The organism is Gemmatimonadaceae bacterium (genome assembly GCA_036003045.1).
Classification (GTDB): Bacteria; Gemmatimonadota; Gemmatimonadetes; order Gemmatimonadales; family Gemmatimonadaceae; genus JAQBQB01.
Genome location: DASYSS010000040.1, coordinates 35,531 through 61,813 on the forward strand (window position 1 = coordinate 35,531; position 26,283 = coordinate 61,813).

At 66.6% G+C, this 26,283-nt stretch carries 19 protein-coding genes and 1 tRNA gene; 5 read left to right on the forward strand and 15 right to left on the reverse strand.

Annotated elements, in window-relative coordinates:
• The first annotated feature begins 44 nt into the window (after positions 1-44).
• A complete protein-coding gene (locus VGQ44_09965) occupies positions 45-3,110 on the forward strand; it encodes a BREX system ATP-binding domain-containing protein (protein HEV8447138.1) in 3,066 nt (1,021 codons plus the stop codon).
• Here VGQ44_09965 and VGQ44_09970 read toward each other — a convergent pair.
• The 12 genes from VGQ44_09970 to VGQ44_10025 all read right to left on the reverse strand — a co-directional run bounded on the left by VGQ44_09970 (position 3,100) and on the right by VGQ44_10025 (position 15,009).
• On the reverse strand, positions 3,100-4,161 hold the full coding sequence (locus tag VGQ44_09970) for a DUF4097 family beta strand repeat-containing protein (GenBank protein HEV8447139.1): 1,062 nt from the start codon (positions 4,159-4,161) through the stop codon (positions 3,100-3,102). The genes VGQ44_09965 and VGQ44_09970 overlap by 11 nt on opposite strands.
• A 61-nt stretch (positions 4,162-4,222) precedes the next feature.
• Complete coding sequence (locus tag VGQ44_09975) at positions 4,223-5,329, reverse strand: aminotransferase class I/II-fold pyridoxal phosphate-dependent enzyme (GenBank protein HEV8447140.1); 1,107 nt, start codon at positions 5,327-5,329, stop codon at positions 4,223-4,225.
• Between the two features lie 2 nt (positions 5,330-5,331).
• Positions 5,332-5,943, reverse strand: coding sequence for a superoxide dismutase family protein (locus VGQ44_09980; protein ID HEV8447141.1), 612 nt, complete (start codon positions 5,941-5,943; stop codon positions 5,332-5,334).
• Positions 5,944-5,953: 10 nt separating this feature from the next.
• Entirely contained in the window at positions 5,954-7,093 is a 1,140-nt protein-coding gene (gene purK, locus VGQ44_09985) for a 5-(carboxyamino)imidazole ribonucleotide synthase (protein ID HEV8447142.1), read from the reverse strand.
• 4 nt (positions 7,094-7,097) lie between these two features.
• Positions 7,098-7,619, reverse strand: a complete 522-nt coding sequence (purE, locus tag VGQ44_09990; protein HEV8447143.1) for a 5-(carboxyamino)imidazole ribonucleotide mutase — start codon at positions 7,617-7,619, stop codon at positions 7,098-7,100.
• 51 nt (positions 7,620-7,670) lie between these two features.
• Positions 7,671-8,948, reverse strand: coding sequence for an amidohydrolase family protein (locus VGQ44_09995; protein HEV8447144.1), 1,278 nt, complete (start codon positions 8,946-8,948; stop codon positions 7,671-7,673).
• Between the two features lie 51 nt (positions 8,949-8,999).
• On the reverse strand, positions 9,000-9,947 hold the full coding sequence (locus VGQ44_10000) for a lipid A deacylase LpxR family protein (GenBank protein HEV8447145.1): 948 nt from the start codon (positions 9,945-9,947) through the stop codon (positions 9,000-9,002).
• Between the two features lie 100 nt (positions 9,948-10,047).
• The gene (locus VGQ44_10005) at positions 10,048-11,139 is read right to left on the reverse strand and encodes a hypothetical protein (GenBank protein ID HEV8447146.1); all 1,092 of its coding nucleotides are present in this window, start codon (positions 11,137-11,139) and stop codon (positions 10,048-10,050) included.
• Positions 11,140-11,303: 164 nt separating this feature from the next.
• Positions 11,304-11,376, reverse strand: a tRNA-Asn gene (locus tag VGQ44_10010).
• A gap of 93 nt (positions 11,377-11,469) precedes the next feature.
• Positions 11,470-14,352 carry an excinuclease ABC subunit UvrA gene (gene uvrA / locus VGQ44_10015; GenBank protein ID HEV8447147.1) on the reverse strand — a complete coding sequence of 961 codons (2,883 nt, stop codon included), beginning with the start codon at positions 14,350-14,352 and terminating at the stop codon, positions 11,470-11,472.
• 44 nt (positions 14,353-14,396) lie between these two features.
• Complete coding sequence (locus VGQ44_10020; GenBank protein HEV8447148.1) at positions 14,397-14,669, reverse strand: GlsB/YeaQ/YmgE family stress response membrane protein; 273 nt, start codon at positions 14,667-14,669, stop codon at positions 14,397-14,399.
• Between the two features lie 67 nt (positions 14,670-14,736).
• Positions 14,737-15,009, reverse strand: a complete 273-nt coding sequence (locus VGQ44_10025) for a GlsB/YeaQ/YmgE family stress response membrane protein (GenBank protein HEV8447149.1) — start codon at positions 15,007-15,009, stop codon at positions 14,737-14,739.
• Positions 15,010-15,134: 125 nt separating this feature from the next.
• Between VGQ44_10025 and VGQ44_10030 the strand changes: the two genes are divergently transcribed.
• The 4 genes from VGQ44_10030 to VGQ44_10045 all read left to right on the forward strand — a co-directional run bounded on the left by VGQ44_10030 (position 15,135) and on the right by VGQ44_10045 (position 21,773).
• Positions 15,135-17,036, forward strand: coding sequence for an ABC transporter ATP-binding protein (locus VGQ44_10030; GenBank protein ID HEV8447150.1), 1,902 nt, complete (start codon positions 15,135-15,137; stop codon positions 17,034-17,036).
• Between the two features lie 66 nt (positions 17,037-17,102).
• Entirely contained in the window at positions 17,103-18,137 is a 1,035-nt protein-coding gene (locus VGQ44_10035) for an FHA domain-containing protein (GenBank protein HEV8447151.1), read from the forward strand.
• On the forward strand, positions 18,138-18,902 hold the full coding sequence (locus VGQ44_10040) for a Stp1/IreP family PP2C-type Ser/Thr phosphatase (protein ID HEV8447152.1): 765 nt from the start codon (positions 18,138-18,140) through the stop codon (positions 18,900-18,902).
• 150 nt (positions 18,903-19,052) lie between these two features.
• Positions 19,053-21,773 carry a DPP IV N-terminal domain-containing protein gene (locus tag VGQ44_10045; GenBank protein ID HEV8447153.1) on the forward strand — a complete coding sequence of 907 codons (2,721 nt, stop codon included), beginning with the start codon at positions 19,053-19,055 and terminating at the stop codon, positions 21,771-21,773.
• A gap of 17 nt (positions 21,774-21,790) precedes the next feature.
• Here the strand turns inward: VGQ44_10045 and VGQ44_10050 are convergent, their stop codons facing one another.
• From VGQ44_10050 to VGQ44_10060, 3 genes are read right to left on the reverse strand one after another with little or no spacing between them, the layout of a single operon-like run.
• Positions 21,791-22,906 (reverse strand): site-2 protease family protein, encoded by a 1,116-nt coding sequence (locus VGQ44_10050; GenBank protein ID HEV8447154.1) that lies wholly within the window; start codon positions 22,904-22,906, stop codon positions 21,791-21,793.
• A 15-nt stretch (positions 22,907-22,921) separates the two neighbouring features.
• Positions 22,922-24,904 (reverse strand): DUF6600 domain-containing protein, encoded by a 1,983-nt coding sequence (locus VGQ44_10055; protein HEV8447155.1) that lies wholly within the window; start codon positions 24,902-24,904, stop codon positions 22,922-22,924.
• A gap of 51 nt (positions 24,905-24,955) precedes the next feature.
• Positions 24,956-26,227: an HD domain-containing protein gene (locus tag VGQ44_10060; GenBank protein HEV8447156.1), complete on the reverse strand. Its 1,272-nt coding sequence runs from the start codon at positions 26,225-26,227 to the stop codon at positions 24,956-24,958.
• Between the last annotated feature and the right edge of the window lie 56 nt (positions 26,228-26,283).

Below are 26,283 nucleotides of genomic sequence, written 5' to 3' on the forward strand. Positions count from 1 at the left end.
CCGGCGCTCTAGCCGAGCAGCCGTTCTCATAAGAGATTCTGGGTGTGCCGAATCCCACCCGCCGGCCGCGAAGTATTGCGCCCGGACAGCACGTTTCCCCCCGTCCATCACTCGTCGGCCGCGCGGATGAGCTCAACAAGCTCTTCGCGGCGCTGACTGCGGCCGATTCCGGCGGCGGATCGAGCGTCTTCGTCGTCGGCGAAAGCGGCATCGGAAAAACGAAGCTGGTCGAGGCGCTCGGCGAGCACGCCGCGCGGCGCGGATTCGCCACGGCGATCGGCCGCGCGTATCCCGTCGAGACGGGCGTTCCCTACGCCGTCTTCTCCGACGCGATGATGCCGCTCCTGCGCGGCATCGAGCCGCCGGTGCTCACGCTGCTCACGCGCGGCGGCACCGCGGAGCTCGCACAGCTCTTTCCGGCGCTCGGCAGCGCCGACCGGCCGGCGTCGCCGCTGCGCGGCGATCCAGCCGAGGTGAAGTCTCGCGTTCTCTGGAACTTCACGCAGCTGCTGTCCCGCCTCGCGTCGAAGAAGCCGCTGCTCCTCGTGCTCGAGAACCTGCAGTGGGCAGACAGCGCGTCGCTCGAGATGCTTCACTTCGTCGCGAGGCAGATCGGCGGCGAGCGGATCCTGCTCGTCGGCACGCACAACGATCCGGATCTTCGAGGGAACTCGGCTCTTCGCGCCGCGGAGCGTTCGCTGCGCGGGCTCAAGGGGGCGCAACGACTCCGACTGCAGCCGCTGGGGGTCGACGACGTCATCGCGCTGCTCGAGCAGCGATTCGGCGCCGAGCGCGCGCGCGTCGCGGACTTCGCCGAGCGCCTCCACCGGTGGACGGGAGGCAACGCGTTCTTCGTCGACGAAACCGTCACCGCGCTCGTGCAAAGCGGACAGCTTCGCGAGGCGCACGGGTCGTGGACGGGGTGGGACGTCGAGGATCTGCACGTGCCCGCCACGATTCGCGAGGCGGTGCTCGCGCGCGTCGCCGATCTGTCGACGGAAGCAAGGCGACTCGCCGACGTCGCCGCGGTACTCGGCGCCGAGGCGACACACGCCGAGCTTGCCGCGGTGAGTGAGCTCGACAACGACGCGCTGATCGCCGCGATCGACGAGTTGCGAGCCGCCGACGTTTTGGCGGAGCGCCAGCGCGGCGACGACATCGTGTACGACTTCTCGCACCCGCTGCTGCAAGAAACGCTGTACTCCGAGATCGGCTTGGCCCGCACGCGCGCGCTCCATGGGACGATTGCCGAGACACTCGAGAGGCTCTACGGCAACCGGGCGATGGCGCACTCGGGTCGCTTGGCGTTTCACTACGCGCGCACCGACACGCGTCGTCTCGCCGACAAGGCGGTGCAATATCTGCGGGCCGCCGGTCGCGACGCCTCGGCGAAGCACGCCAATCGCGAGGCCGCCGACTATCTGACCACGGCCCTCGAGCTCGCGCGCGGCGCCGCCGCGAGCGGCGCGGACGCCGACGACGTCGTGTTCGAGCTGGCTCGTGTGCGGCAACGCCTCGGCGACTACGACGGCGCGCTCGAGCTCTGGAAGCGCGCACTGGCGGCCGCGTCGGCCAGAGGCGACGTCGCGAAAGTGGGGTCGATCGAACGCAACATGGGCCTCGCCAGTTATTGGAGCGGCGCGTTCGACCAAGCGATCGCGCACTTCGATGCCGCCATCGCCGCAGCGCGAGCGGCGGGCGAGCGTTCACTCGAAGCGCGGGTGCTTCTTCCGAAGGCGAGCTGCCTGCAAGCGCTCGGCAGAACCGAGGACGCGGCGCGCGAGATTCAATCCGCCGTCGCGATCGCGAACGAGGAGAATGAACCGGGGCTGTTGGCGCGCGCGCATCGGGCGCTGCTTCTTCACTACTTGTGGACCGGGCCGGCCGATCAGGCGCGCGAGAGCGGTGGGCGCGCGATCGCGATCGCGGAATCGGCCGAGAACCGAAACTTGGGGGTCGCGTGGTCGGCGCACTGGGCGCTGGCAATGCTCGGCGGTCTCACGGGAAACGCCGAGGAAGCCCGTCTGCACCTTGCCGACGCTCAGCGGTTGGCCGATGAAGCCCACTCCCCGCTGTTTCGAGTGTGGACCGCCGAGGTAGAGATCGAGTACGCGGCCGGCATCGGCGAGTGGGAGCACGCCGTCTCGCTCGCCGAGCGGACGATACCTCTCGCACGAGCGCTCGGTCAGCGCACGCTGGTGCCGCGTCTTCTCGTGTGGCTCGGACTGCTCCACTTCGGCCGGGGCGACATCGAGCGCGGACGTGAGTGCGTGGACGAGGCGTGGGAGCTGTCCGGCGCCGCCGATCCCACGGCGCCTGGTCGAGATGTGTACGGCACCGTGCCCGCCCACATCGGCAGGGCGGGCTACCATCTCGCGAGGCGCGAGAACGCCGAGGCGATCGAAATCGGCGAGCGCGGTCTACGCATCGCCGACCAGTCGGGCTACGTCGTGTGGGCGATTCACCGACTCATGCCGATCATCGCCGAGGCGTCGTTGTGGGCCGCGGACCACAAACGCGCGCGAGCAGTCGCGGCGCGCTTGCGCCAGCAGTCGGCGATACTCGGCCAGCGGCTCGGGCTCGCGTGGGCGGACGCGTGCGACGCGGTCAGCGAGCTGTTGGTCGGCGACACGGAGCGCGCGCTCGAGCAACTGCGCGGCGCGACGGAAGCCCTCGAAGCGATTCCTTACGTGGCCGACGCCGCTCGACTGCGGCGCCAGCTGGCGAGCGCGCTCGCGCGGACCGGCGATCGCGAGGGCGCAACGCGCGAGCTTCGACGCGCCCACGAAGTCTTCGCGCGGCTCGGCGCGGAGAAAGAGCTCAGCGAGACACGCGAGCAGCTCCGCGAGCTCGGCGCGCGCCCGCCGGCGCGCAGCATCACCCAAGGGATGGCGGGACTCACCGGCCGCGAGGTGGAGATCGTCCGCCTCGTCGCGGCGCGCCGATCCAACAAAGAGATCGGCGCGGCGCTCGGCATTTCCGCGCGCACGGCGAGCACGCACCTGTCGAACATCTTCACCAAGCTCGGCGTCGAGTCGCGAGGCGAGCTCGCCGACCGCGCGCGCGAAGCGGGGATCGGCGGAATGGGCGCCGGCGACGTCAGTTCTTGATCAGCCGAACCGTTCCCGAGCCGCTCTCGATCTTGATGCGCGCTTTGCCGTCGCCGATCTGACCGCGCAGGTGGTTTCGCGAGAGGCGCGTCGTCTGCACGGCGAAGTCGCTGTCGATTCCGCCGCTGCCGGTCTCGATGTCGACGTCGGCGCCCTGGGCCGCGGGCAGGCGAAGCGTGACGCCGCCGGAGCCCGCGTCGATCGCCAGGTCCTCGACGGGCTGAACGAATCCTAGTTCCGTGCGCCCGCTGCCGGCGTCGACCGTCACTCGGCCGGAGCTGATGCGATCGAGCGACACTCCGCCCGACCCGACGTCGATCTTGAGCATTTTCGAATCGATGTTCTGGCCGCGCACCGAGCCGGAGCCGGTGTCGATGTCCAAGGTCTCTCCCTTGACGCCGTCGATCGTCACGCCGCCCGAACCGGTGTCCAGCTTCACTTCGCCTTGCGCGTCGGTCACCGACACGCTGCCCGAGCCGGTGTCGAGCAACAACCGGCCGCGCGTGTGTTCGGACGTCAGCGACGCCGAGGCGACGCCGACGCGGAGGTCTCCGTCTACGTTGGAGACGGTCGCGTCACCGACGCCCCAGTGCACATAGATCCGCTGTCCCTTCGGAACCCCGATGGTGATGTCGGCGTGGGCTTCGAGACCGTCGCCCGAGCTGCGGATCTCCACGCGGTCGCGGTCGCGCCAGTTCGAATCGTCGTCGAACGTGCCGTCGGCATTTACGTGAATCTGCGTACGGCCGCGCGACTGCCACTCCGGATACACGATGCGGTCCGAGGGGTACACGACGCGAAGCGCGTTCCACCCTCGAACGTCGCCCGTCTCGAGTTTGAGCTTGGCCGCGTCGCGACCTCCGCGAGTGACGTCCACCGTGACCTGAGCGCCCGTCGCGGCTTGCACCCGAACGCGGCCGGCGAGGTTGTACACCGCGACGCGTTCGCCCGTGAGGGCGCGATGCTCGGTTTGTCCCGTCGCCGCGCCGGGGATCGACGCGACGATCGCGCCGAAGGCGATCGCGCGAATGGAAAGACGGAGGTTGGTCATGTGAGAGCCGGTGGGGTTGTCGACTCAGACAGCGGCGGAACGGCGAAGGTTTGACGCGGCCCTAGTTGGTGCGAAGGTGGCGCGCGAGGCCTTCCAGCGCTTGCGGCATGTCGCTGCGGCCGTAGCCCAGCCGAAAATGATTCCCCGGGTAGCCGAACTGCGACGCGGGCAGGAGCAGTACGCCCTCGCGCTGAACCAGTGTCGCGGCGAAGTCGTCGATGCCTTGGCCGGCCAGCTTCGGAAAGCAGACGCTCCCGGCGCGCGGCCGAACCCAAGACAGCTGCTCCGAGTGTGCGGCGAAAAACGTGTCGAGCACGGAGAGATTCTTCTCGATGATTCCGCGAGAGCGGGCCAGCACGCGGTCGCGCGAGCGCAGCGCGACGAGCGACAACACCTCGCTCGGAGCGGAATTGCAAATCGTCGTGTAGTCCTTGAGCGAGGCGAGCTTCGCTCTGAGCGACCGATCGCGCAATGCGACCCAGCCGATGCGTAGGCCGGCCAACCCGAAGGCCTTCGACATGACGCCGAGACTCAATGCCCGGGGCGACAGCGAGGCGGCCGGCGGAAGGGCGGGGGCGGTGTGCTCGAGAAAGCGGTACACCTCGTCGGAAAAGAGCCACGCTGCGTGCAACTCGGCGATCGAGACGAGTCGAGACAACTGCTCGGGGGCGAGCTGCGCGCCGGTCGGGCTGTGCGGCGAGTTCACGACGATGATGCGAGTCGTCGGCCGCATGGCGGCGGCGACCGCGTCGACGTCGAGCGACCAATCGGCCGGGTTCAAGGGAACCAGCGTCACGTCGGCGCCGATGGCTCGCGCGACCTCGTACAACGATTGATAGGCGGGCCAGGCGACGACGGCGTGGTCGCCTGGGCCAAGTGTCGCGTGCATCGCGAGAAACACCGCCTCCTCGGCGCCGGCGAACGTGAGCACGTCGTCGGCGGTGAGGCCTTCATAGAGCGAGGCAATTTCCTCGCGCAGCGCGGGCAGTCCTTGTGATTCCGTGTATCCGAGACTCAGCGATTCCCAACGCCGTCGGGAATCGTCGTCGGCGAGGTGGAGCAGCTCGGGCAGCCGATACGGCTCGACATCCGACGCGCAGAGCACATGGCGGACCGCGAACTCCCAGCGGGCGAAATAGCGCTCGAGCGTGAAGTCCGCGATCTGCACGACTACGGCGCGGGCGTGATCACGCCGCAGGCCAGACGCGCTCCCGAGTTTCCCGCCGGATCGGTGAGATAGTCGTCGGCGCTGGCGTGAATGACGACCGACGCGCCGTCGGTGCGGAGCATGCCGGTGGGTCCGGCGAGCAGGATGCCGGGCACGATGAACTCGAAGTTCAGCTTACCAGCGGCCGGAGTTACGATGTTGGGCAAGTCGCCCAAATGGTGGCCATGCTGATTGTTGAACCCGTGCGCGCGCTGCTCGGGGTTGTAGTGACCGCCGGCGCTCGAGAATGGCGGCTCGCATTTTCCGACCGCGTGAATGTGAATGCCGTGGGCACCGACGCCGAGATCGGCCACCTCTCCGCGAACGAGAAGTCCCGCGTACGTCTCGCTGAACGCCACGCTGCCGACGCGTCGCCCGGACGCGTCGTGGATCACCGCGGTCGCCCTCGCGCCCGATGGCGCGACCGCGCTCCGCGTCGGTGGCGGCGCCGGTGAGGACGACGGAGGCGGCGGCACGGCGTGGCCCGTGGGATACGGCCCAGGGGACCAGGGCGTCCAGCAGCCAATGATCGCGGCGGAGAGCGGCCAAACCAAAGAACGACGAAATCTCGACACCCGAAGCCTCTCAGGTTGGCGGTGCGACGAGCGCATCGGCGGCGGCGCGAACGCGCGACAGTGCATCGTCCGCCGTATCGCCGACGGCCGACAGATGACCCATCTTGCGGCCCGGCCTCGGGCCCGGCTTTCCATAGAGATGAAGGCGCACACCCGGTCGCGCGAGAGCGCGCTCGAACGGCGGCGGCCCGTCGTGCTCCAGCCAGAGATCGCCAAACAAATTGTGGATCGCGCCCGGGCGCAGCACACGCGTATCGCCGAGGGGAAGATCGCACACGGCGCGCACGATCTGCTCGAACTGGCTGGTCGAGCACGCCACTTCGGTCTCGTGAAACGAATTGTGCGGCCGTGGAGCGAGCTCGTTCACGAGGAGCTCGTCGTTGTCGAGTACGAACATCTCGACCGCGAGAATGCCTTCGAGCGAAAGCGCGCCGGCGATCCCGCGGGCGATCTCCTCGGCGCGCGCGGCGAGCGCGGCGTCGATCGGCGCCGGCAACACGGACCACGCGAGAATCTGGCGTTCGTGAAAGTTGAGCGCCGGCGGATAGACGCGGACCTCGCCGCTCGGGCGCCGCGCGACGAGAACGGAGATTTCCGATCGCAGATCGAGCGCGCGCTCAGCCACCGATGCGCGATGGCCGAGGTCGGTCCAGGCGCGCTCGACTTCCTTCGCATCGGCGACACGCACCTGGCTGCGGCCGTCGTATCCGCCGTGATTCGCTTTCACGACGAGAGCGCCAAGCTCTCGATGCGCGCCGCTCAGCTGCTCGAGCGACGTCACGTCGCGATAGTCGCCGACGGGAAAGCCATTCGTCGAGAGCCACCGTTTCTGTCGTGACCGGTCCTGCACCATGGCGAGAATCGCGGGGTTCGGGCGAACGGGCGCGTGTCTCGTCGCGGCGGCGAGCGCGTCGGCGCCGATCTGCTCGATCTCGAGCGTGACGACGTCGCATTGGCGCGCGAGATCGGCGGCCGCGTCGGCGTCGTCGAATTTTCCCGCGACGACGCGGTCGGCCACGGCGCTCGCCGCGCAGTTCGCGTCGGGGTCGAGCACGTGAACGTGGTAGCCGAGTGTTCGCGCCGCCATCGCGGTCATGCGGCCCAACTGCCCGCCGCCGAGGATGCCGATGGTCGATCCGGGCGGGATCACGCGCTCACCGCGAGGGAACGTTCGTGTTCGCGAGCACGTCGTCGGTCCGCTTTTGGCGCCACGCGCGGAGACGCTTTCGAACGTCGGCGCGCGCGGTGGACACGATCGACGTCGCCAACAGAGCCGCGTTGATCGCGCCGGGCTCGCCGATGGCGAGCGTCCCGACCGGAACCCCTTTGGGCATTTGCACGATCGACAGCAGCGAGTCGAGACCATCGAGCGTCGTCGCGGGAATCGGCACACCGAGCACGGGGAGCATGGTCTTGGCGGCGACCATGCCCGGCAGATGCGCCGCGCCGCCGGCCGCGGCGATGATCACCTCGATGCCGCGGTCCTCCGCCGATGATGCGTACTCGAACATCCAGTCGGGCGTGCGATGCGCCGAAACGATCTTCGCCTCGTGCGGGACCTCGAGCTCGAGCAGCACGTCGATCGCCGCCTGCATGTACTTGAGGTCGGAGCTGCTGCCCATGATCACGGCGACCCACGGTTTGGAGCCGCGCGCGGACGTTTTTCGAGTGGGCATGCGAGGCGAAGCGGGGGGGCGGAAAGTTTCGCCGGGAAATATACCGCGCCCCTAGCGCGTCTTGTCGACGACGACCGCGCCGCCCTTCATCACCCAGCGCACGCTGTCGATCACGACGCGCACGTCCGCCGTCGGATCGCCGGCGACGGCGACGACGTCGGCGTAGTAGCCCGGCGCGATCCGTCCGAGGGAATTCCCCATGCCGAGGATCGCCGCTCCGTTCGTCGTCGCGGTCGCGAGGACCTCGCTCGGCGACATGCCGATCTGCGCGAACCATCCGAGCTCACGCGTGTTCTGGCCGAACATGATGTGTACCGCGTCGGAGCCCATGCCGAGTTTCACTCCGGCTTTGTACGCGCGACGCGCGGTCGCGATGTTCAGCAGACGGAACGAATCGAGTCCCGCGGCTTGCGCCGGCGTGTAGTGATACGCCTCGCGGTATTGCGCGTAGTAGCGGTTGTGATCGATCGTGGGGACGTAGAAGATCCCGTCGCGCGCCATGCGAGCCAGCGTCGAGTCGTCGAGGTCAATCGCGTGCTCGAGCGACGTGGTTCCGGCGCGCACCGCGTCGCGGCCGCCGTCGGGACCATACGAGTGAATCGCGATGCGCTTCCCGAACGACTTGGCCGCATCGACGGCGGCTTTCATCTCTTCGTACGTGAAGGTCTCGTTGCCGGTGACGTCGGCCCCCGTACCCGTCGAGCCGTACATTTTGATGTAGTCCGCTCCGGCGTCGACTTGCTGCTTCACGGCCTCTGGAATCTGCGCGATGGAAAACACGCGGCCGCGTTGCGTGCGCGTGGTGTCCGTATTCGGGCGATACGGAGGCCGCGCGCGCTGCAGTCCGTAGCCCGCGACGAACATCCGCGGCCCGATCCAACCGGCCTTGTTGACGGAGTCGCGCATCGCCATGTCCATGTAGTTCGACGAACCGAGATCGCGTACGGTCGTCACGCCGGTTTCGAGCGTGCGGAGCAAGTTGGCACGCGCGAGCTGGATCGTCTGCTCGGACGTGCGCTGCGGCTGGCGCCACGGATCCGTGCCCGACGTCGAATCCCAGTAGTACGTCATGTGCGTGTGCACGTCGATCATGCCCGGGATGGCCGTGAAGCGCGTCAGATCGACGACCTGTGCATTCGCGGGAACGCGATCGCTCGCCGTGAGCACGGCGGTGATCTTGTCGCCATCGACGAGGACGACGCCATTGGGGATGACGTGGCCGGGCGTGTCGACGACGGCGCGAAACTTCAGCGCCTTCAGTTCAGCGCGGGGCTGCGGCGCGGGCGCGAAGAGCGCACCGGCGAGCAACGGAAGGAGGCGGCGGAGCACATGCTAACATCGTGCGAGGCGGCCTTCGAGTAAAGGCGAAGGCGACGCGTCTTATTCGAGCGTGACGCCGCCGACCATCGATGCCCATGGGTGCCACCTTGGGCCGCCCCCGTATGCACGCGAGTCGGTCACCGCGCGGTACGCGAGGGAAATGCCGCGCATGTGAAATTCGAAGCCGGCCTCGCCGCTCTCGACGAAGGGCTCGTGTCCGACGCGCGGACCGTCTTGATACGTGTTGCCGTCGAGGAACAGATCGCGAGCGACGGCTCGCCCGGATGCACCGATCATGAGATCGAACCCGAAGTCGCGTGAGGGGGGCAGCCACGGGTGCGACATCCGCCATCCGAACCGGAGTCGCGCGCCGGCATCCGCCGCGCTGATCACGTTGCCGACCGATGCGCCGGCATGCGGGACGAGATCGACGCCGAGGGGTGCGTCTGTCGGCGTCGTGAATCGCGCGGCGTGCTCGAAGCGCGCGATCACTCCCGGTTCGAACCCGACTTGGCTGCTCCAGTCGGTGGGCCGATTGTACGCGGGACCGACGCTGTGCGCGATGCGTTGCGTGAAGCGAGCCAGCGACGGCGGGCCGGTGACGCCCAGAGCGAGCGTGAGCACGTCCGAGCTCCCGGTCGAAAATCGCTCGGCGCTCTGACCCAGATAGAGCCACCCGGCGTTGGGGCGCGCGGACGTCGCGGCGGCGCCCGTCGGCGGAACGAATGGAGTGTAGATGTCCTGCCCGATCTCGAAGCGCGACGTGCGGCAGACGGTCGATTGGGCGGCGCACAGTTGCAGGCCGCTCAGAAACCGGCGCGCCCACCACGGTGCGTCGCCGCCATCATACGCGAGGTGAACGCCGCTCGTGTATTCATCGTCCGGACGATTCCAAGGCGCCATCCAGAAATCGAAGGCGTCGTTGTCGGTGCGGAGCGAGAACGTGCGCGTGGATTGGCTCTGGGCCGGAGGCGTCGTTACCGCGACGGCGGCAGCGGCCAACGTCACGCGCAAGGCGAAGGAAAAACCCGATCTTCGTTTGACGAAACCGTTCACCTACGGGAGTATCGGCCGCGGCCGCGGACTCCCGTACAGTCGGTGCGCTAGCTCACTGGTACTGGATGTAGAGCGGCCGAGGCATCAACCGCAGCACCTCGGCGGGGGTGAGCAGCGCGTCGCCGTGCTTGACGTCGTTGTGAAAGAAGATCTTGAAGCCCGTGAACTGCACCGGCTCGTTGTCGATGTAGTCGCGGTAGGAGTCGAACTTGAGCCAGGGCGGGCCCCAGCCGTCCATGTCCATCACGACCTGCACCTGAGGCGTCGGCCGAATGTTCGGCGCGCCCAACACCATCTTCTGCGTGAACCGGTGCACGATGAGCACCTTCGGCGGCAGATGCTTCTCCTGCACGAGCTGCGTGAGCGTCCTGACGACGTAGTTCACGTCGTCGGCGGTCATCTCACCGATCTTGCTGCTCGGCCGCATTCCTTCGCGCTCGTAGTGCATCGAGAACTCCGGATCGATGCCGAGGTGGACGTCCGGTCGCGAGAGGAAGGGCAGGAGTCGAGGCAGTTCGGCTTGGAGCGTGCTGTGGCCGACTTGGATGTCGAGAAAGAGCAGCGCGTTTTTGCGCTTCGCCCAGCCATAGACTTTTTCGATGAGCGACGTGTCCATGCGCAGCCGATACATGCCGTCGCGGCCCGGCGCGCCCTGTGCGACGACGGCGATCAGATGCAGCGCCGGCTGAACCGGCACGGACGGATCGGCGCGCCGCCACTCGGCCACGGTCTGATCGAGCTTGCCGAGCATTTCGTCGACCGGGTATTCGCCCAACACGCCCATCTTCTTCGCGAGCGGGTTGCCGTAGAACGCGACGATTCGCTTGGCGGGGAAAACCGCGCCGGGCAGAGGCGCGGGGCTGCCCGGCCATTTCGCCGACATGTTCGTGCCTCGCCGAACCGCCGATGCGTACGACGTCTTGTCGTGCGCGGTCCGGCCCGGAATCAGGTGCGAGCTGATCGTGTCCGTCGGCGCGGGCGCGACACCGCCGGCGGCCGTGTGCGTTCCTTCTCGAGACGCCGCGCGTGGTTTCGAGCGTTGCGGCTTGCTCTGGGCTGATAAGTCATGGAGTGCGGCGCTGAGAAGCAGCGCGGCGATCGCTCCGGTGATCGAATGACCGGCGAGACGAAAACGGCGACTCATTGTGGCAACACGGGCAGGGTTGAGCTTCGCGCGGCGTCTGAAGTCAGAGAAGACGAGGATACAAGGATAGCGCCACACATCACGCTCTCGGCCCGGCGAACCGATGAGCACCTGGCCATAAACACGACCGCCCTTCGCGCGCAGCGCGCGAAGGGCGGTCAGAGCTCCCCGAGTAGGACTCGAACCTACGACCACTCGATTAACAGTCGAGCGCTCTACCAACTGAGCTATCGGGGATCGGTACTTGGACGAACCAGACCGAGAAAGGTAGTGGAGTCGACGACGAAGTCAACGGTGCGCTGTGGCGCCAAACCCAGGCGCAGCATCCACTTAAACCGCGTGCGACACCGCCCCACGCGGCGGCGTCGCGCGAGCCGACGACCGCGACGATTCGGCGAATCCCGGAAGAACCGTGCGCAGCCAGCGTCCTGTGTGCGACGCCGCCGCTCGCGCCAGATCCTCTGGCCGGCCCGTCGCGACGATCTCACCGCCGCGGTCGCCCGCTTCCGGCCCGAGGTCAATCACCCAGTCGGCGAGCTTGATGACATCGAGGTTGTGCTCGATCAGCACGAGCGTGTGCCCGGCGTCGACGAGGCGGTCGAACACGGTCGCCAACTTTCGAATGTCGTCGAGGTGCAGTCCAGTGGTGGGCTCGTCCATCACGTACAGATTGCGTCCGCTCTTCTTTCCGAGCGCCAGCTCCCGCGCAACCTTGAGCCGCTGTGCTTCGCCGCCCGAGAGCGTCGTCGCCGGCTGGCCGAGCCGCAGATAGCCAAGACCGACTTGCTGCAACTGCCAGAGCGCTTGGCCGAGCTTCTCCTCGCGCGGAAAGAAGCGGATCGCTTCGTCGATGGTGAGCTCGAGCACCTCGTGAATGTTGCGGCCGTTCACGCGCACGTCGAGCACCGCGGGCTTGAATCGCTTGCCGCCGCATTCGTCGCACGGCACGAACACGTCCGCCATGAACACCATCTCGACCTGGAGATAGCCGGCGCCCTCACACGTCTCGCAGCGGCCGCCCGCGACGTTGAAGCTGAACGTGCCAGCCGTGTACCGCCGTTCTCGAGACAACGGGGCGTCAGCGAAGATCCGGCGGATCTCGTCGAACGCCTTCACGTACGTGACGGGGTTCGAGCGCGGCGACTTGCCGATCGGACTCTGGTCGATCCCGACGACGTCGTCGATCGCGTCGGCACCCGACAGCGTGTCGTAATGCCCAACGCGCTCGCCGAGATACTCCTTCGCCGAGTGCTCGCCGTGCAGCTTGGTCTCGAGCGCGCGCAGCAGCACGTCGTGCACGAGGGTGCTCTTGCCGGAGCCCGAAACGCCCGTCACCGCCGTCACCGCTCCGAGCGGAATCTTGATGTCGACGCCTTTCAGGTTGTGCTCGCGCGCGCCGGTGAGGGTGATCCAACGCGGGCCGACGCGACGCCGCTCGACCGGAACGGGAATTTCTCGCCGGCCCGTGAGATACGCTCCGGTGAGCGGACTCTCGGCGATCCGCGAAATCGGCCCGTTGAACACGAGCTGTCCGCCCTTCTCCCCGCTCCCGGGCCCGAGCTCGACCATATGATCCGCCGCGCGGATCGCTTCAGGGTCGTGCTCGACGACGAGCACCGTGTTGCCGCCGTCGCGAAGGCGATGAAGCAGGCGAAGCAGCCGGTCCATGTCGCGCGGGTGCAATCCGATCGACGGCTCGTCGAGAACGTAGAGCGTATCGACCAGCTGCGAGCCGAGTGAGTTCGCCAGTCCGATTCGCTGCGCCTCGCCGCCCGACAGCGTGCGCGTCCCGCGGTGGAGCGTGAGATAGTTCAACCCTACGTCGCAGAGGAACTGAACGCGGTCGCGCGCTTCCTTGAGGATGTGCGCCGCGATCTGCTCCTCGAACCGGCTCAGCGAGAGCGCGTCGAACCAGTTGAGAAGTCGGTCCACCGGAAGTTCGCACACCGCGGCGATCGTTTCCCCGCCAACGCGCACTTGCAGCGCCTCAGGCTTGAGCTTCGTGCCGTGACACGTTGGACACTGGCGCGCCGTCTGGTACTGTCGCAGGAAAACGCGGATGTACTGCTTGTACTTCTTCTCCTCGAGATCCTCGAGGAATGGGAGGATGCCCTTGAAGCCGCGACTCCGCGCGTTGAGCAGCTTCGCGCGCGCGCTCGCCGGCAACCGCTCCCACGGCGTATCAAAAGAGATTCCTTCGCGTTTCGCGAACTCCGCGAGCGCGCGTCGCTTGTTGTCGTAGCGCGGCTTGGTCCACGGATCGATCGCGCCTTCGCGCAGCGTTCGATTCGGATAAGGAACGATCAGCGTTTCGTCGTACTCGAGCGTCGCGCCGAATCCGTTGCAACGTTCGCAGGCGCCGCGCGGACTGTTGAACGAAAAGAGCTGCGGCGTCGGCGTCGGAGCGCGCGTGCCGTCGTTGGCGCACTCGTAGCGCTCGGTGAATCGCAGCCGGTCGGACGGCTTCGGGGTGAGCGACGTCGAGACGGGTTCGGCACAGAGGATGACGCAATCCCCGTCGCCTTCGCGAAACGCCGTTCCGACCGCGTCGGCGAGACGGCCCTGCGCATCGTCGCCGACGACCAAACGGTCGACGACGACCAGGAGCTCCTTCGCGAACGTGACGTCGACGGCCGCCGCGAGGAGATCGTCGAGGTGGGTGATCGTGCCGTCGACGCTCAGGCGCACGAACCCCTGCGCGCGCAGATTCTCGACCACGACGTCGTGCGTGACTTCGGGCGAGAGCACGAGCGGGAACGCAACGTGAAAACGAAGTCCAGGGCGCAGCGCGAGCACAGCGTCGACGACCGACTGGACAGTGTCTGGACGCATCTCTCGGCCGCACAACGGACAGAACGTGTGTCCGACACGCGCCCAGAGCAGCCTCAGGTAATCGTAGATCTCGGTCGCGGTCCCGACGGTCGAGCGGGACGTTTTGGTGGGATTCTTCTGTTCGATCGCCACGGCAGGCGACAGCCCGTCGATCGAGTCGACGTCGGGCTTCTCCATTCGCTCGAGGAACTGGCGTGCGTACGCCGAGAGTGACTCGACGTACCGGCGCTGCCCTTCGGCATAGATGGTATCGAACGCGAGCGAGGACTTGCCCGATCCCGACGGTCCGGTGATGACCGTGAACGCCCGGCGGGGAATCTCGAGGTCGAAGCCCTTGAGGTTGTGCTGACGCGCTCCGCGGACGAGGATGGCGTCCTTCATGAACTCAATTTAGCGACGACCGAAGAGAAGGCGAACCGGGTGGTCTACCTGTTTGGCCGCCGCCTCAGTAGCAGCCGCCCGACGATCAGCACGATGAGCGCGCCGAAGGTCGCGATGGCGATCGAGCGCGCGTCGAGATCGCCGGCTGTGACGCGTCCCCAGCCGAGCTGCGTGCCGATCAAGCCGCCGAGCATCGCGCCCACGATGCCCAGGACGACCGTGAAAATGCAGCCGGCCGGATCGCGGCCGGGCATGAGGAACTTCGCCAGCGTTCCGGCGATGAGGCCAAGCAAAATCCAGAAGAGCCACAGCGGCATGGCTACGCGGACCTCCACGTCGCCATGGGACTCTGACTACGCGCCGCGGCTCTTCCGGATTCGTCGACTACATGGGCGGCGTAACGCCGCGCGAGCGGGTCGCCGCGCGATAGATCCAGAGCAGGATTAGCGATCCGACGATCGCGAGAATGATGCTCCACAGAGAGAAACCGGTGAGCCCGGTTCCGGTGATCAGGTTGCCGATGTAGCCGCCGACGAGTGCTCCGACGATCCCGATGATGGCGGTGACGATGATTCCACCGGGATCTTTACCTGGCATGATCGCCTTCGCGATCGCACCGGCAATCAAGCCGAGCACGATCCACGCGATAACACCCATAAGTTCGCCTCCGGTTATGGGAGTGTGTTGGCTGAGCCCATCACGGACGCAACGCACGTACCACGCCCAATTCCCGAAGGCGCGCCACGGACGAGCACGGCGCGCGCCGCGACTACGTTTCCAATATGCACGACGATGAAGTGACCGGAAAGCCGTTCGACGCGCGGTTGATGCGCCGGCTGTTCGTGTACGCGCGGCCGTACTCCTCGCTCGTCGTGGCCGCAGTCGGGTGCCTCATCCTCGACGGGCTCATGCAGTTGGTGGGTCCGCTGATGACGCAACGCGTGATCGACGTCGCGCTGCCGGCGCATTCGTCGTCGATGGTGCTGCAGGCGGCGCTCATCTTCGCCGGATCCCTCGTCGTCGGCTTCGCCTGCCAATACGGCGAGACGCTCCTCACGGCGCTGCTGGGCCAGCGGGTAATGCGAGATCTCCGCCGCGACATTTTCGGCCACGTGCAGCGGCTGTCGATCACGTTTTTCGATCGAAATCCGGTCGGCCGGCTGGTGACCCGCGTGACGTCGGACGTCGAGTCGCTCAACGAGCTGTTCACGGCCGGCGTGGTCGCGGGGCTCGGCGATCTGTTCACGCTCCTCGCGATCAGTGGGTTGATGCTGTGGACCGACTGGCGGCTGGCCCTCGCGTCGTTCGGCGTGATTCCGCTGGTCTACGTCGCCTCGCACGTATTCCGGCTCAAGGTCCGCGACTCGTATCGCGACATTCGAGCACGGCTGGCGCGCATCAACGCCTATCTCCAGGAGCGCATCACCGGAATCCGAATCGTGCAGCTGTTCGGCCGAGAGGCGTCGGAGGCCAAGCGATTCGACGATCTGAATCGTGGACATCTGCAGGCGAACCTCGATTCGATCACGTACTACGCGCTCTACTTTCCGGTAATCGAGGTGCTCACGTCGATCGCGCTGGCGAGCCTGATCGTCGCGGGCGCCCATCGCGTCGAAATCGGTTCGCTCACCGTCGGGACGGTCGCGGCGTTCCTGCAGCTGGTCCGGCGGTTCTTCCAGCCGCTCCAGGACCTCTCGGACAAGTTCAACACGCTTCAACAGGCGATGGCGGCGAGTGAGCGGGTGTTCCGGCTGCTCGACGAGCCGGAGGCCGTGGGTTTGGCGCCGGTCGACGGGTCGGTCACTGCGGCCGCATTCGCGAAGCGGCAGGGCGTGCGCGTGCAATTCGACGACGTCTGGTTCGCATACGATCTCGGCCACGTCGCGCGCGATTCGGGCCGTACCGCGTCGCCGGAGTGGGTCCTGAAGGGCGTGAGCTTTACGGTCGAACCGGGACGAACGCTCGCGGTGGTGGGCCACACCGGCGCTGGCAAGACGACGATCATCAGTCTCCTGCTGCGTTTCTACGATCCGCAGCGGGGTCGCATTCTCGTCGACGGCGTGGACATTCGAGAGATCCCCGTGCCGGAGCTGCGAGCGCTGATCGGCTACGTGCAGCAAGACATCTTTTTGTTCGCGGGAGACGTGCTCACGAACATTCGCCTGTCGAACGACATCTCGGAGCTGGACGTCGCGGCCGCGGCATCGCGCGTCGGCGCGGATCGCGTGATCCGGCGGCTCCCGGGCGGCTATCGGCAGGCGCTCGGCGAACGCGGCGCGTCGATCAGCGTCGGAGAGCGGCAGCTGCTGTCGTTCGCGCGCGCGATCGCCGCCGATCCGGCCCTGCTCGTCCTCGACGAGGCGACGAGCGCCGTCGACAGCGAGATCGAGGCGGAGATTCAGACGGCGCTGGCGACGCTGATGTCGGGGCGCACGACCATCGCAATCGCGCATCGATTGAGTACAATTGTCGGCGCCAATGAGATCATGGTTTTGCACCATGGCCAAGTGCGCGAGCGCGGGACACACCGCGAACTGCTCGCCCGACGGGGCCTGTACGAGCGTTTATATCGTCTCCAAGCGGGCGCGATCCGTGACGCGTTGCGCAATCCTGACGGCGACGGCGAGGATGGCGAGGATGGCGAGGCGCGCGTGGAGCGAGATGCAATTCGCGCAGGCGTTTGATGCTTGCTTCAGCGAGGTCCGATGGGGTAGTTTCTGCCGGAACTGTCCGTTGCCGAGCGCATCGCGATGCCGGTTATAAAGCTGAACGATCAACAGTTCTTATTGCGCCCGGGAACCAACCGACTCGGCGGAGGCGATTTCGTCGAACTGTCGATATCTCCGGACGTTTCGCTCGGCGTGCAGGCGATCATCGAAGTGACAGGAACGGAAGGCGTGGTAGTCCGGCCGGTTTCCGGCAAAGACGTGGTCGTGCTGGTCAACGGCGTGCCGCTGACCGATCCCACTCCATTGCTTCACGGCGACAAGCTCGAAGTGGCCGGGAAGGAGCTCTCTTTTTCCGACGACTCCAAGACAGGTGCAACGACCTTTGTTTCGAGAGCGGAAATCGCCGCGGTGACAGCCGCCGCCAAGGCACCCTCTCCGCCGGGACCGCGGCTTGGAGAGCCGATTCAGTTGGGCCAGACGGTTCACGGACCTGGGTCAGCGTCCGTGGAGACCGCGGCCGCCGCTGGCCCGGCCGTTGCGGCACCCGCTCGCGCCGCGACCGGCGGCAGACTCGTGTCGCTCGTTGACGGTCGGGAATATTCGGTCCCCGAGGCCGGTTTGACGATCGGGAGAGAATCGGGCTCCGACGTCGTCCTCGCTCACAAGCAGGTGTCGCGAAAGCACGCCACCATTACGCCGACGCTGCGCGGCTACGAGATCAAGGACCTCAGCTCGAACGGGGTCTACGTGAACGGCTCAAGGATCAATGGGGCGCATATCCTCAACCGCGCTGACACGATCAAGATCGCGAAGGACGAATTCCGTTTTCACGCTGACGCGTCGGCCTTGGCGCCGACGATGTCGTTCCAGGCCTTCGCGCCGAAGCCCAAGTCCAAAACGCCCACCACTTCATCGTCCGCTCGCCGGACGCCGACGGGCGCCAACGCTATCGCCAGCCGTCTCGCCCATCAGGACAAACTCCGTGGAGGCACGCCCTACACGCCGATCCCGACGTCCCCCGCCGTTGCACATGCGAAAGGGGGATCGGGTTTCGGATGGATGTGGGGCGTCGTCTTGCTTGCGCTCGGATTCGCCGCCTACTACATGCTCAAGTAAATGATGGTTCGCCTGCTTCACGCCGCCCGGACCGACGTGGGGATGATCCGGTCCGGGAACGAGGACAACTTCGCCGTGACAGCCCGCGGGAATCGCGGACTGTTCATCGTTGCCGACGGCATGGGCGGCCACGCCGCGGGCGAGGTCGCCAGCGAGATGGCCGTTCAGACGATCGAGCGGGAGCTCGACGGGCTGAAAGACCTCGACGATTCGACCGGAGACCGTCTCGACCAGGCGCTCCGCAAGGCGAATCGAAACATCCACGAGCGCACGATCACCGAAGTCGACAAGCAAGGCATGGGCACGACGGCGTCGGTCCTGCTCATCTTCGACAGGAAGTACTTGATCGGCCAAGTCGGCGACTCTCGCGTCTATCTGCTCCGCGACGGCGCGCTGCACCAGCTCACGAAGGACCACTCGTACGTACAGGAACAGGTGGACGCCGGATTCCTGACTCCCGAGCAGGCGCGCTACCACCCGTACAGCAACGTCATCACCCGCTGCGTGGGCGCGAGCCCCGACGTGGAACCGGACATCTATCAGGGCGACGTCAGCGTCGGCGACCTCTTCCTCGTGGCGAGCGACGGGCTGACGAGCATGGTGGACGACCGACGTCTGCAGATCCTGCTGATGTCCCGGGCCGAACCCGAACGCAAAGTCTTGGCGCTGATTTCCGAAGCGAACGGACGGGGCGGCCTGGACAACATCACCGCGATCGTCGTCCAAGTGGCGGCCGACGAGGACGGGGTCGGGTCCTCGAACTAGGGACCTTCCGCCACGTCGTTCCCAGCGCGCGTCCCGACTTCCGCGTAGCCCTTCCCAGAAGTCAGGCCCCTCTGCAAATCATTGCAACCCGCGGCGAACCACTACCAGTTCGCCGCATCCACGCCGTTCAGCCACATCGGGAGTCCTTCCATGCGCCGCCGGAAAAGTCAGCGGTTCGCGCTCGTCGTCCGCGCCGTTCAATTCGGCCTCGTCCTCGTCGCCGGCGTCGCGCCGACCGCCGCGGCGCAGGGGGGGGAGCACAACAGAGCGAACTGGGAGCTCGCCGAAAAATTCTCGGCGGCGAATCTACGGTCGCGCGTCTACACGACCGCCGTGACGCCCCACTGGCTCGGCCAGAGCGACTCGCTGTGCTACGACTGGAAGGACCGAGCGGGGAGCACGTTCTTCCTCGTCGTCCCGACCACGAAGACGAAGAAACCGCTCTTCGACCAGGCCAAGCTCGCGTCGCAACTCTCCGAGCAGAGTCATCGCGCGCACGATCCGCAGAACTTGCCGTTCACCACGCTGACGTTCTCGAAGGATCGCAAGACGTTCACGTTCACCGCCGACACGGCGCGGTGGGAGTGGGACGTCGCGACGGAAACGCTCAAGAAGCTCGGCCCGGCCGGGAACGGAGCGGGAGGCGCGGCGTCGCAAGGCGGTAACGGTCGGGGTGGCCGCGGCGGCGGTGCCGGCGGTGGTCAGAACGCGGCGCCGCCCGACACGGTGAACACCTGTGGCGGCAACGCGGGTGGCGGACGCGCCGGTGGCGGTGGCGGCGGCGGAGGATTCGGCGGCGGTCGCGGCGGCGATTTCCGCAACTACTCGCCGGACAGCAGCATGTTCGCGTTCGCGCGCGAGCACAATCTGTATCTCGTGAAGGTCGCGTCGAAGGACACGGTCCAGCTCACGCACGATGGCGTGAAGAGCTACAGCTTCGGCGCGCGCGACACGCTACAAGAGCGCCAGCAGCAGGAGCTGACGCGCCAGCAGACGCAGCAAGACGATTCGACGAACCAGAACGGAGACGGCGGTGGCCGCGGCGGCGTGAACCGCGACCCGCGCGTGCGCGCGAACGTCGTCTGGTCGCAGGATTCCAAGGCGTTCGCGGTGATCCGCAACGACCAGCGCAAGGTCAAGCCGCTGTACCTCGTCAACAACCTCGCGAATCCGCGTCCCGAATTGATGGAATACACGTACGCGATGCCCGGCGAGACCGAGGTTGGCCAGGAAGAACTATGGTCGTGGCGCGTCGGCGATACGAAGCTCACCGCGGTTGGCATCAAGAAATGGAAGGATCAGCGGCTGTTCGACATGCACTGGGACGGAACGGCCGACCATCTGCGCCTCGTGCGGCGCGACCGCACGCAGCGGCACTTCGAGCTGATCGACATCGCGCTGCCGGCGCAGACGACGACCCAGTTGCTCCACGAGGACATCGACAACAACTCGAGCGAGCGGCAGAACGTCCGCTACGTGAAAACGGGCGGCGACTTCATCTGGTGGTCGGAGCGCTCGGGCTGGGGACACTACTACCTGTACGACAACACCGGTCATTTGAAGCGCGCGCTGACCTCGGGCGCGTGGCGCGCCGAGCGGATCGTCGACGTCGACTCGGTGAAGGGGATTCTGTATTTCGCCGCCGTCGGACGCGAGGCCGGTGAGAATCCGTACTACACGCACCTGTATCGCGTGAATCTCGACGGCACCGGTATGGCCATGCTCGACGCGGGCGACGCGACGCACGACTCGCGGCTGTCGTCGAACAAGAAGTGGATCGTCGACAACTCGTCGCGCGTGGATCTCATTCCGCACGCGGTGCTGCGCGACGCGGCCGGCAAGCTCGTGATGGATCTCGAAACGATGGACGTCTCCGGGCTCAAAGAGCTCGGATGGAAGCCGCCGGAGAAGTTCCAGACCAAGGCCGCCGACGGGGTCACGGACATCTACGGCAACATGTGGAAGCCGTTCGATTTCGATTCCACGAAGTCGTATCCGATCATCGCGAACGTGTATCCGGGACCGCAGACCGAGACGGTGAACTTCACGTTTTCGCCGACGGCGGTTCCGCAGCAGCTCGCGCAGCTCGGCTTCATCGTGATACAGATCGGCAACCGCGGCGGCAGCCCGCAGCGGTCGCAGGAGTATCAGGGCTTCAGCTACTACAACCTCCGCGACTACGCGCTCGCCGACAAAAAGACCGGCATCGAGCAACTCGCCGCGCGGCACAAGTGGATCGACCTCAACCGCGTCGGCATCTACGGCCACTCGGGCGGCGGCTTCTTGACCGCGGCGGCGATGCTCCTGCCGCCGTACAACGAGTTCTTCAAGGTCGGCGTGAGCGAATCAGGAAATCACGACAACAACATCTACAACCAGAACTGGAGTGAGCAGTACCACGGCCTCAAGATCGTGGCGAAGGCCGGAGGCCGGGGCGGCGTCGTACAGGCGGGGGGCGCGGTTCCCACGACCGACGGCGACGGAAACGGAAACACCGCGGCGGCGAGCGGTCCGCGCGGACGGGGCGCCGCCGCCGCGCCGACGCTGCTCGACGGTTCGATCGCCGACGGCGACACGACGGACGCGTTCCAGATCCACGTGCCGACCACCGTCGACCTAGCGCCCAACCTCAAAGGCAACCTGCTGCTCGAGACGGGCGACATGGACAACAACGTTCACCCGGCGAACACCATTCGTCTGGTCAACGCGCTCATCAAGGCGAACAAGCGTTTCGACTTCATGCTCCTGCCCGGCAAGCCGCACGGCTACGGCGACGACACGCCGTACACGAACCACCTGATGTTCGAGTACTTCGCCGAGCACTTGCTGGGGGACTATTACCGGACGAACGCGACGATCGACAAGAAGTAGCGCTGCGCCGGGGACGGCTACGCCGCGGCGCGGCCGTCGCCGTCCCCCGCTCGCCCCGCTCGCCTGGCGGTGGAGATCAGGACGTATTCCTGAATCTTCTCCGCCGTGAGCAGGCCGACGACTTGGCGTCCCCGAAGCACCGGCATCGCCTGGCAGTGACCTTCCTGAAGCCGTGCCAGCGCCTGTTCGAGCGATTCATCCGGCGTCGTCGAACAGAATTTCGTCTGCATCACCTGGCCGACCGGCTCGTCGGCGTGACCTTCCGCCATCGCGCGCAGCAAGCCCTCGCGAGTGAGAACGCCGGCGATGTCGTCATGATCGACGACAGGAAAGTCGTGTTGGAATCCCTGCCGCACTTCCTCGATCGCGGCCGAGACGGATTCCGTCGGCGCGAGCGTGCGCACGTCGGTGATCATCGCGCGAGACACGGCGACACTGCCGACCGTCATTTTCAGCTGTGCCGCGCTCGACTCGGCCGCCGCGCTCAGCCACACGAACACGCCGATGATGACGAGGAACGGATTGTTCACGACGAACAATCCGAACAGCGCGAAGAGCAACGCGAATGCCTTGCCGAGCCGGGCAGCGATCTCGGTCGCATGCTCGAAGCTCGTGCGCATGGCGAGCGCGGCGCGCAGCACGCGCCCGCCGTCCATGGGAAACGCCGGCAGAAGATTGAAGATCGCGAGAATGACGTTCACCCACATCACCTGCGCCACGAACAGCCACCCGCCCCGCGACGGCGCTGAAGCGAGCGAGACTCGTCCGAGGACGAGCGCGAGATAGAGAACGACGATGATGGCCACAGTGACGGCGGGGCCGGCGAGGGCGATCAGCAACTCCTCGCGTGGCCGCGACGGCATGCGCTCGAGCCGGGCGACGCCGCCGATCGGCAGGAGGGTGATGCTTTTCGTCTTCACGCCGAAGCGTTGGGCCATGATGGCATGACCGAACTCGTGCAGCACGACGGAGAGGAAGATCGCCAGCGTTAGGAGCACGCCGATGATAGCCGCGCCCGCCGTGTGCGCTTGCTGGTAGGCGGCAATTCCGATCCACGCGAGCAGGATGAGGAACGTCGCGTGAATGTCGACGTCGATTCCTTTGATTCGTGCGACCGTCCATGACCAACGCATCAATCCTCCAGGAAATCAGTCTCCGTGCCCACGCCCCTCATCGCCGCCGCCTGGGCGGCCGGGCTTGCCTTTCGCCGGCTTGTGACCGGACGGTGAGGGGGCCGGCGCGGGAGTCGGGCGCGCCGCGGGTTGCGGCGGGTGTTGCTTTTGTTGCTGCTGCGCGTGTTGAGGCGGCTGCGCTTGAGGCCGCGACGGCGACGGCGGCGCCGCTAGTCGATGAGCAGGGACTTCGTGGTCGTGCGACGCCCCGGCGGGTTTACCGTCGCGCAGGTTCTCTTGCTGCCGTGGTCCGAGTGGCCGGCCGGGATGCGCCCGCATCGCCGACTCGCGCTGCGTCGCGCTCGGACGCGCGGGCGGAGGTGCATTCCTCGCGATCAACGGCCGCGGCGGTGCGGACGTCGCGGGCGCGACTTCGCCTCCGACTTGCGACTCGGTTCGACGGTGACCCGGCGGGGCGTTCCGCTCGATGACGGCCCCGGGACGCTCGCGCGCCCCCGCCGGTGGATTGACCGTTGGTCCGCGTGGCTCGCTCGGTGCCACGGCACCCGACGCGGATCGCTGTCGAGCATTGCCGCCGCCGGCGCCACGCGTGACGAGCATGCGCGGTCGCTCGGCGAATCTCGGACGCGGTGCGGGTGAACCACCCGCGAGAAGCGCGCGCTGCGGATTCACCGCCGGGTGCGCCGCGATTCGAAGCGGCGGCAGGAGATTCGTGTGCAGCTCGATCGCGTGGCGTGCGACCGGTTCGCCGTAGCTGAACGCCTTGGATGAGATCACGGTCAGCGCGTTGTCTCGATTGACCCAGCGATGGTCAGTCACGTCCTTGTCGCGAATGATCGCGTCGACGTCGCGCACCTCGATCAGGTTGGTGACGTTGACGTCGTGCAGATACGCGTCGCTGTGATGATACCAGGGGAAATAGGGCGCGGTCGGACCGAGCGGGAACCACGCTTCGAAGTCCGGTCCCCGACTCAAGTCGAGCGCGGCGCCGTCGATGAACGCAACCAACGCCGGCGCCCAAACCGGCTGCTCTACCACAGGGCCGGGAACCCAGGCCCAGGTGCTCGCGCAGTCGTTGTGCGTGACGGTTTCCCAACGTCCATAGTGGAACGGGGCGTAGCCCCATGGCTGATCGTCGACCCACGTCCAGCCCCACGGTTCGACCCACGACCAGCGGCCTTCGCGGTAGGGCACCCACGTCTTGCTCACGCGCGTGGGACACCAGACTCGAGCATTCGCGGCGTCGGCGAACCAGACACCGTTGTCGTCGAGGTCTTCCCACCCCGGCATGCTTTGCGAGACGTACCGCGACGAGTATCCCGTGGACGTGTAGAGCGGGTCGCGTCGCGATCGCCAGGAATCAAGATCGGAGAATGCCGGCTGCGACCGCGGATATGAGGCGTCGAGCGACACGACCTGGATCGGGTTCGTCCCGGAGAGGCGAACGACCTGACCGGCGTTTAGAGTTTGATCAAGGCCGGGCCCTGACACTTCGAGTGCGCCGGACTCCACGTCGACGACCGTTCCGCCATCCGGCTCGATCGAGACGATGTACGTCCCGGGCGCCGTCGGTACGAGCGCGCCGTTCGGCGTGTCGAATTCGAGCGAATCACTCTTGTCGTATCGGTAGAGGCTGGCCTCGAGCGCTCCTTGATCGAGCCCCAGCTGAGTGAAGTTGTCGGTCAGATTCGTGAGCGTGAGATCGCCGCCGTGATCGAGTCGGACCGCGCCGTTCCCGAAATCGAGCTCGGCGTGCGCGTCCTGGCCGGCGTACAGCCGGTCTCCGGTTGACAGCGTGTAGTTCTGAGCGGGCTGTGTCCAATCGTCGGAGCCGGGCGCTTGCAGCGACACCGTTCCGTCTATCGAGCTGAGGCGCGCGGCGCGTGTCGGTGGATCGGTGGCGACATCGCCCGCGGCCGAGTCTGTCGAGCCTCCGCGCGCGCCGCCGCGAGAACACGCGGCGATGGCGAGCAGAAGCGTAAGTAAACGCTTGTTCATAAACCCTCCGCGACTTCGAGGAGGGCAATGACCAAGCCAATCAGCGCATCATCATGCGAGGAGCGAGCTTCCCCGCGTGAGCCTGGCGCGAACCTCGTCGGCCGGGAGCGTCGCCAGCTTCATCATCCGGGCGGGGTCGAGCGCCATGCGAACCGACGTGAACACGCGCAGCCATCGGGCCGATCGATAGAACTCCTCGGACAGCTTCGGCAGGTTGATCACGCCCTCCCATCCCGACGCCGTCACCCGGCGGACGTCGCCGTACGGCCGCTGAATCAACAAGTCGAGCCCGAGCATTTGGGTCTTCGCCGGATAGTCGAGCAACAACTCTCCAGACTGAAGACGAAGCTCGCGCGCGAGTTGATTCTCGACCGCCGCGGTGAGCTTTGGATCGTCGGCGATCCATTCTCCGGCGTCGCCTTCGAGGTCGGCGGCCGGACACTCGAACGCGCGCTTGTACAACCGGCGGCCGCGAAGCGAGTCGAGCAATTGATTCGGTGCTCGCGTCTCGAGCGCGTGGAGAAGACCTTCGTCGGTGAACCCGGCGAGCGTCCGCGCGTCGAGCGTACCGGCGTCGAGTGCATCGGCCACCAGCCGCTTGTACATCACCGTGGCGCTCCGCACGCCGTGATGCCAGTACACGTTGCGGTACATCTGGTATCGCGCGAAGAGCAGCGACTCGAGCGCCGACAGGCCTTTCTCGACCATACCGACGCGCGGCGAATTGGTCTCCGGATCGCGTACGATCGCCAACGCGTTGAGCAACCGGTCGACGTCGATCTCGCCGTAGCTCACGCCGCACATGAACGCGTCGCGTCTCAGGTAGTCGAGCTTGTCGAGATCGATCGAGCCGGAGATCAATCCTTGCAGCGGGCTCTCGCTTCGCCCGCAGATGAGCGCATGAATCTTCTGAGGCCCTTCGTCGCCTAGCTCGCGCCGCAGCGCCTCGGCGACCTCACCCTCGCAGATCAACGGGCGGGCGACGTCCTCGTGGTGCATCGCGCCGATCTCCTCGAGCGCGTGCGAAAAGGGATAGTGGCCGATGTCGTGGAGCAGCGCGGCGAGCCGCGTGAGCTGCACTTCTTCCCGGTCCACGAGCGCGAAGTCGGACTGATCCTCGAGCAGCGTGAACACCCGCCGCGCCAAATGATACGTGCCGAGCGCGTGCTCGAACCGCGAGTGAGTCGCGCCCGGGTAGACGAGGAAGGCGAGACCAAGCTGGCGAACGTATCGGAGCCTCTGGAATGCCGGCGTGTCGATCAACTCGAAGGCGAGCGGATCGAACCGGATGTTATTCCAGAGCGGATCTCGGATGATGTCCACGGATTTCTGGCGGCTCGCGTATGATAGTTGGGGCCGGCGCGGCACGGCGAACCGCC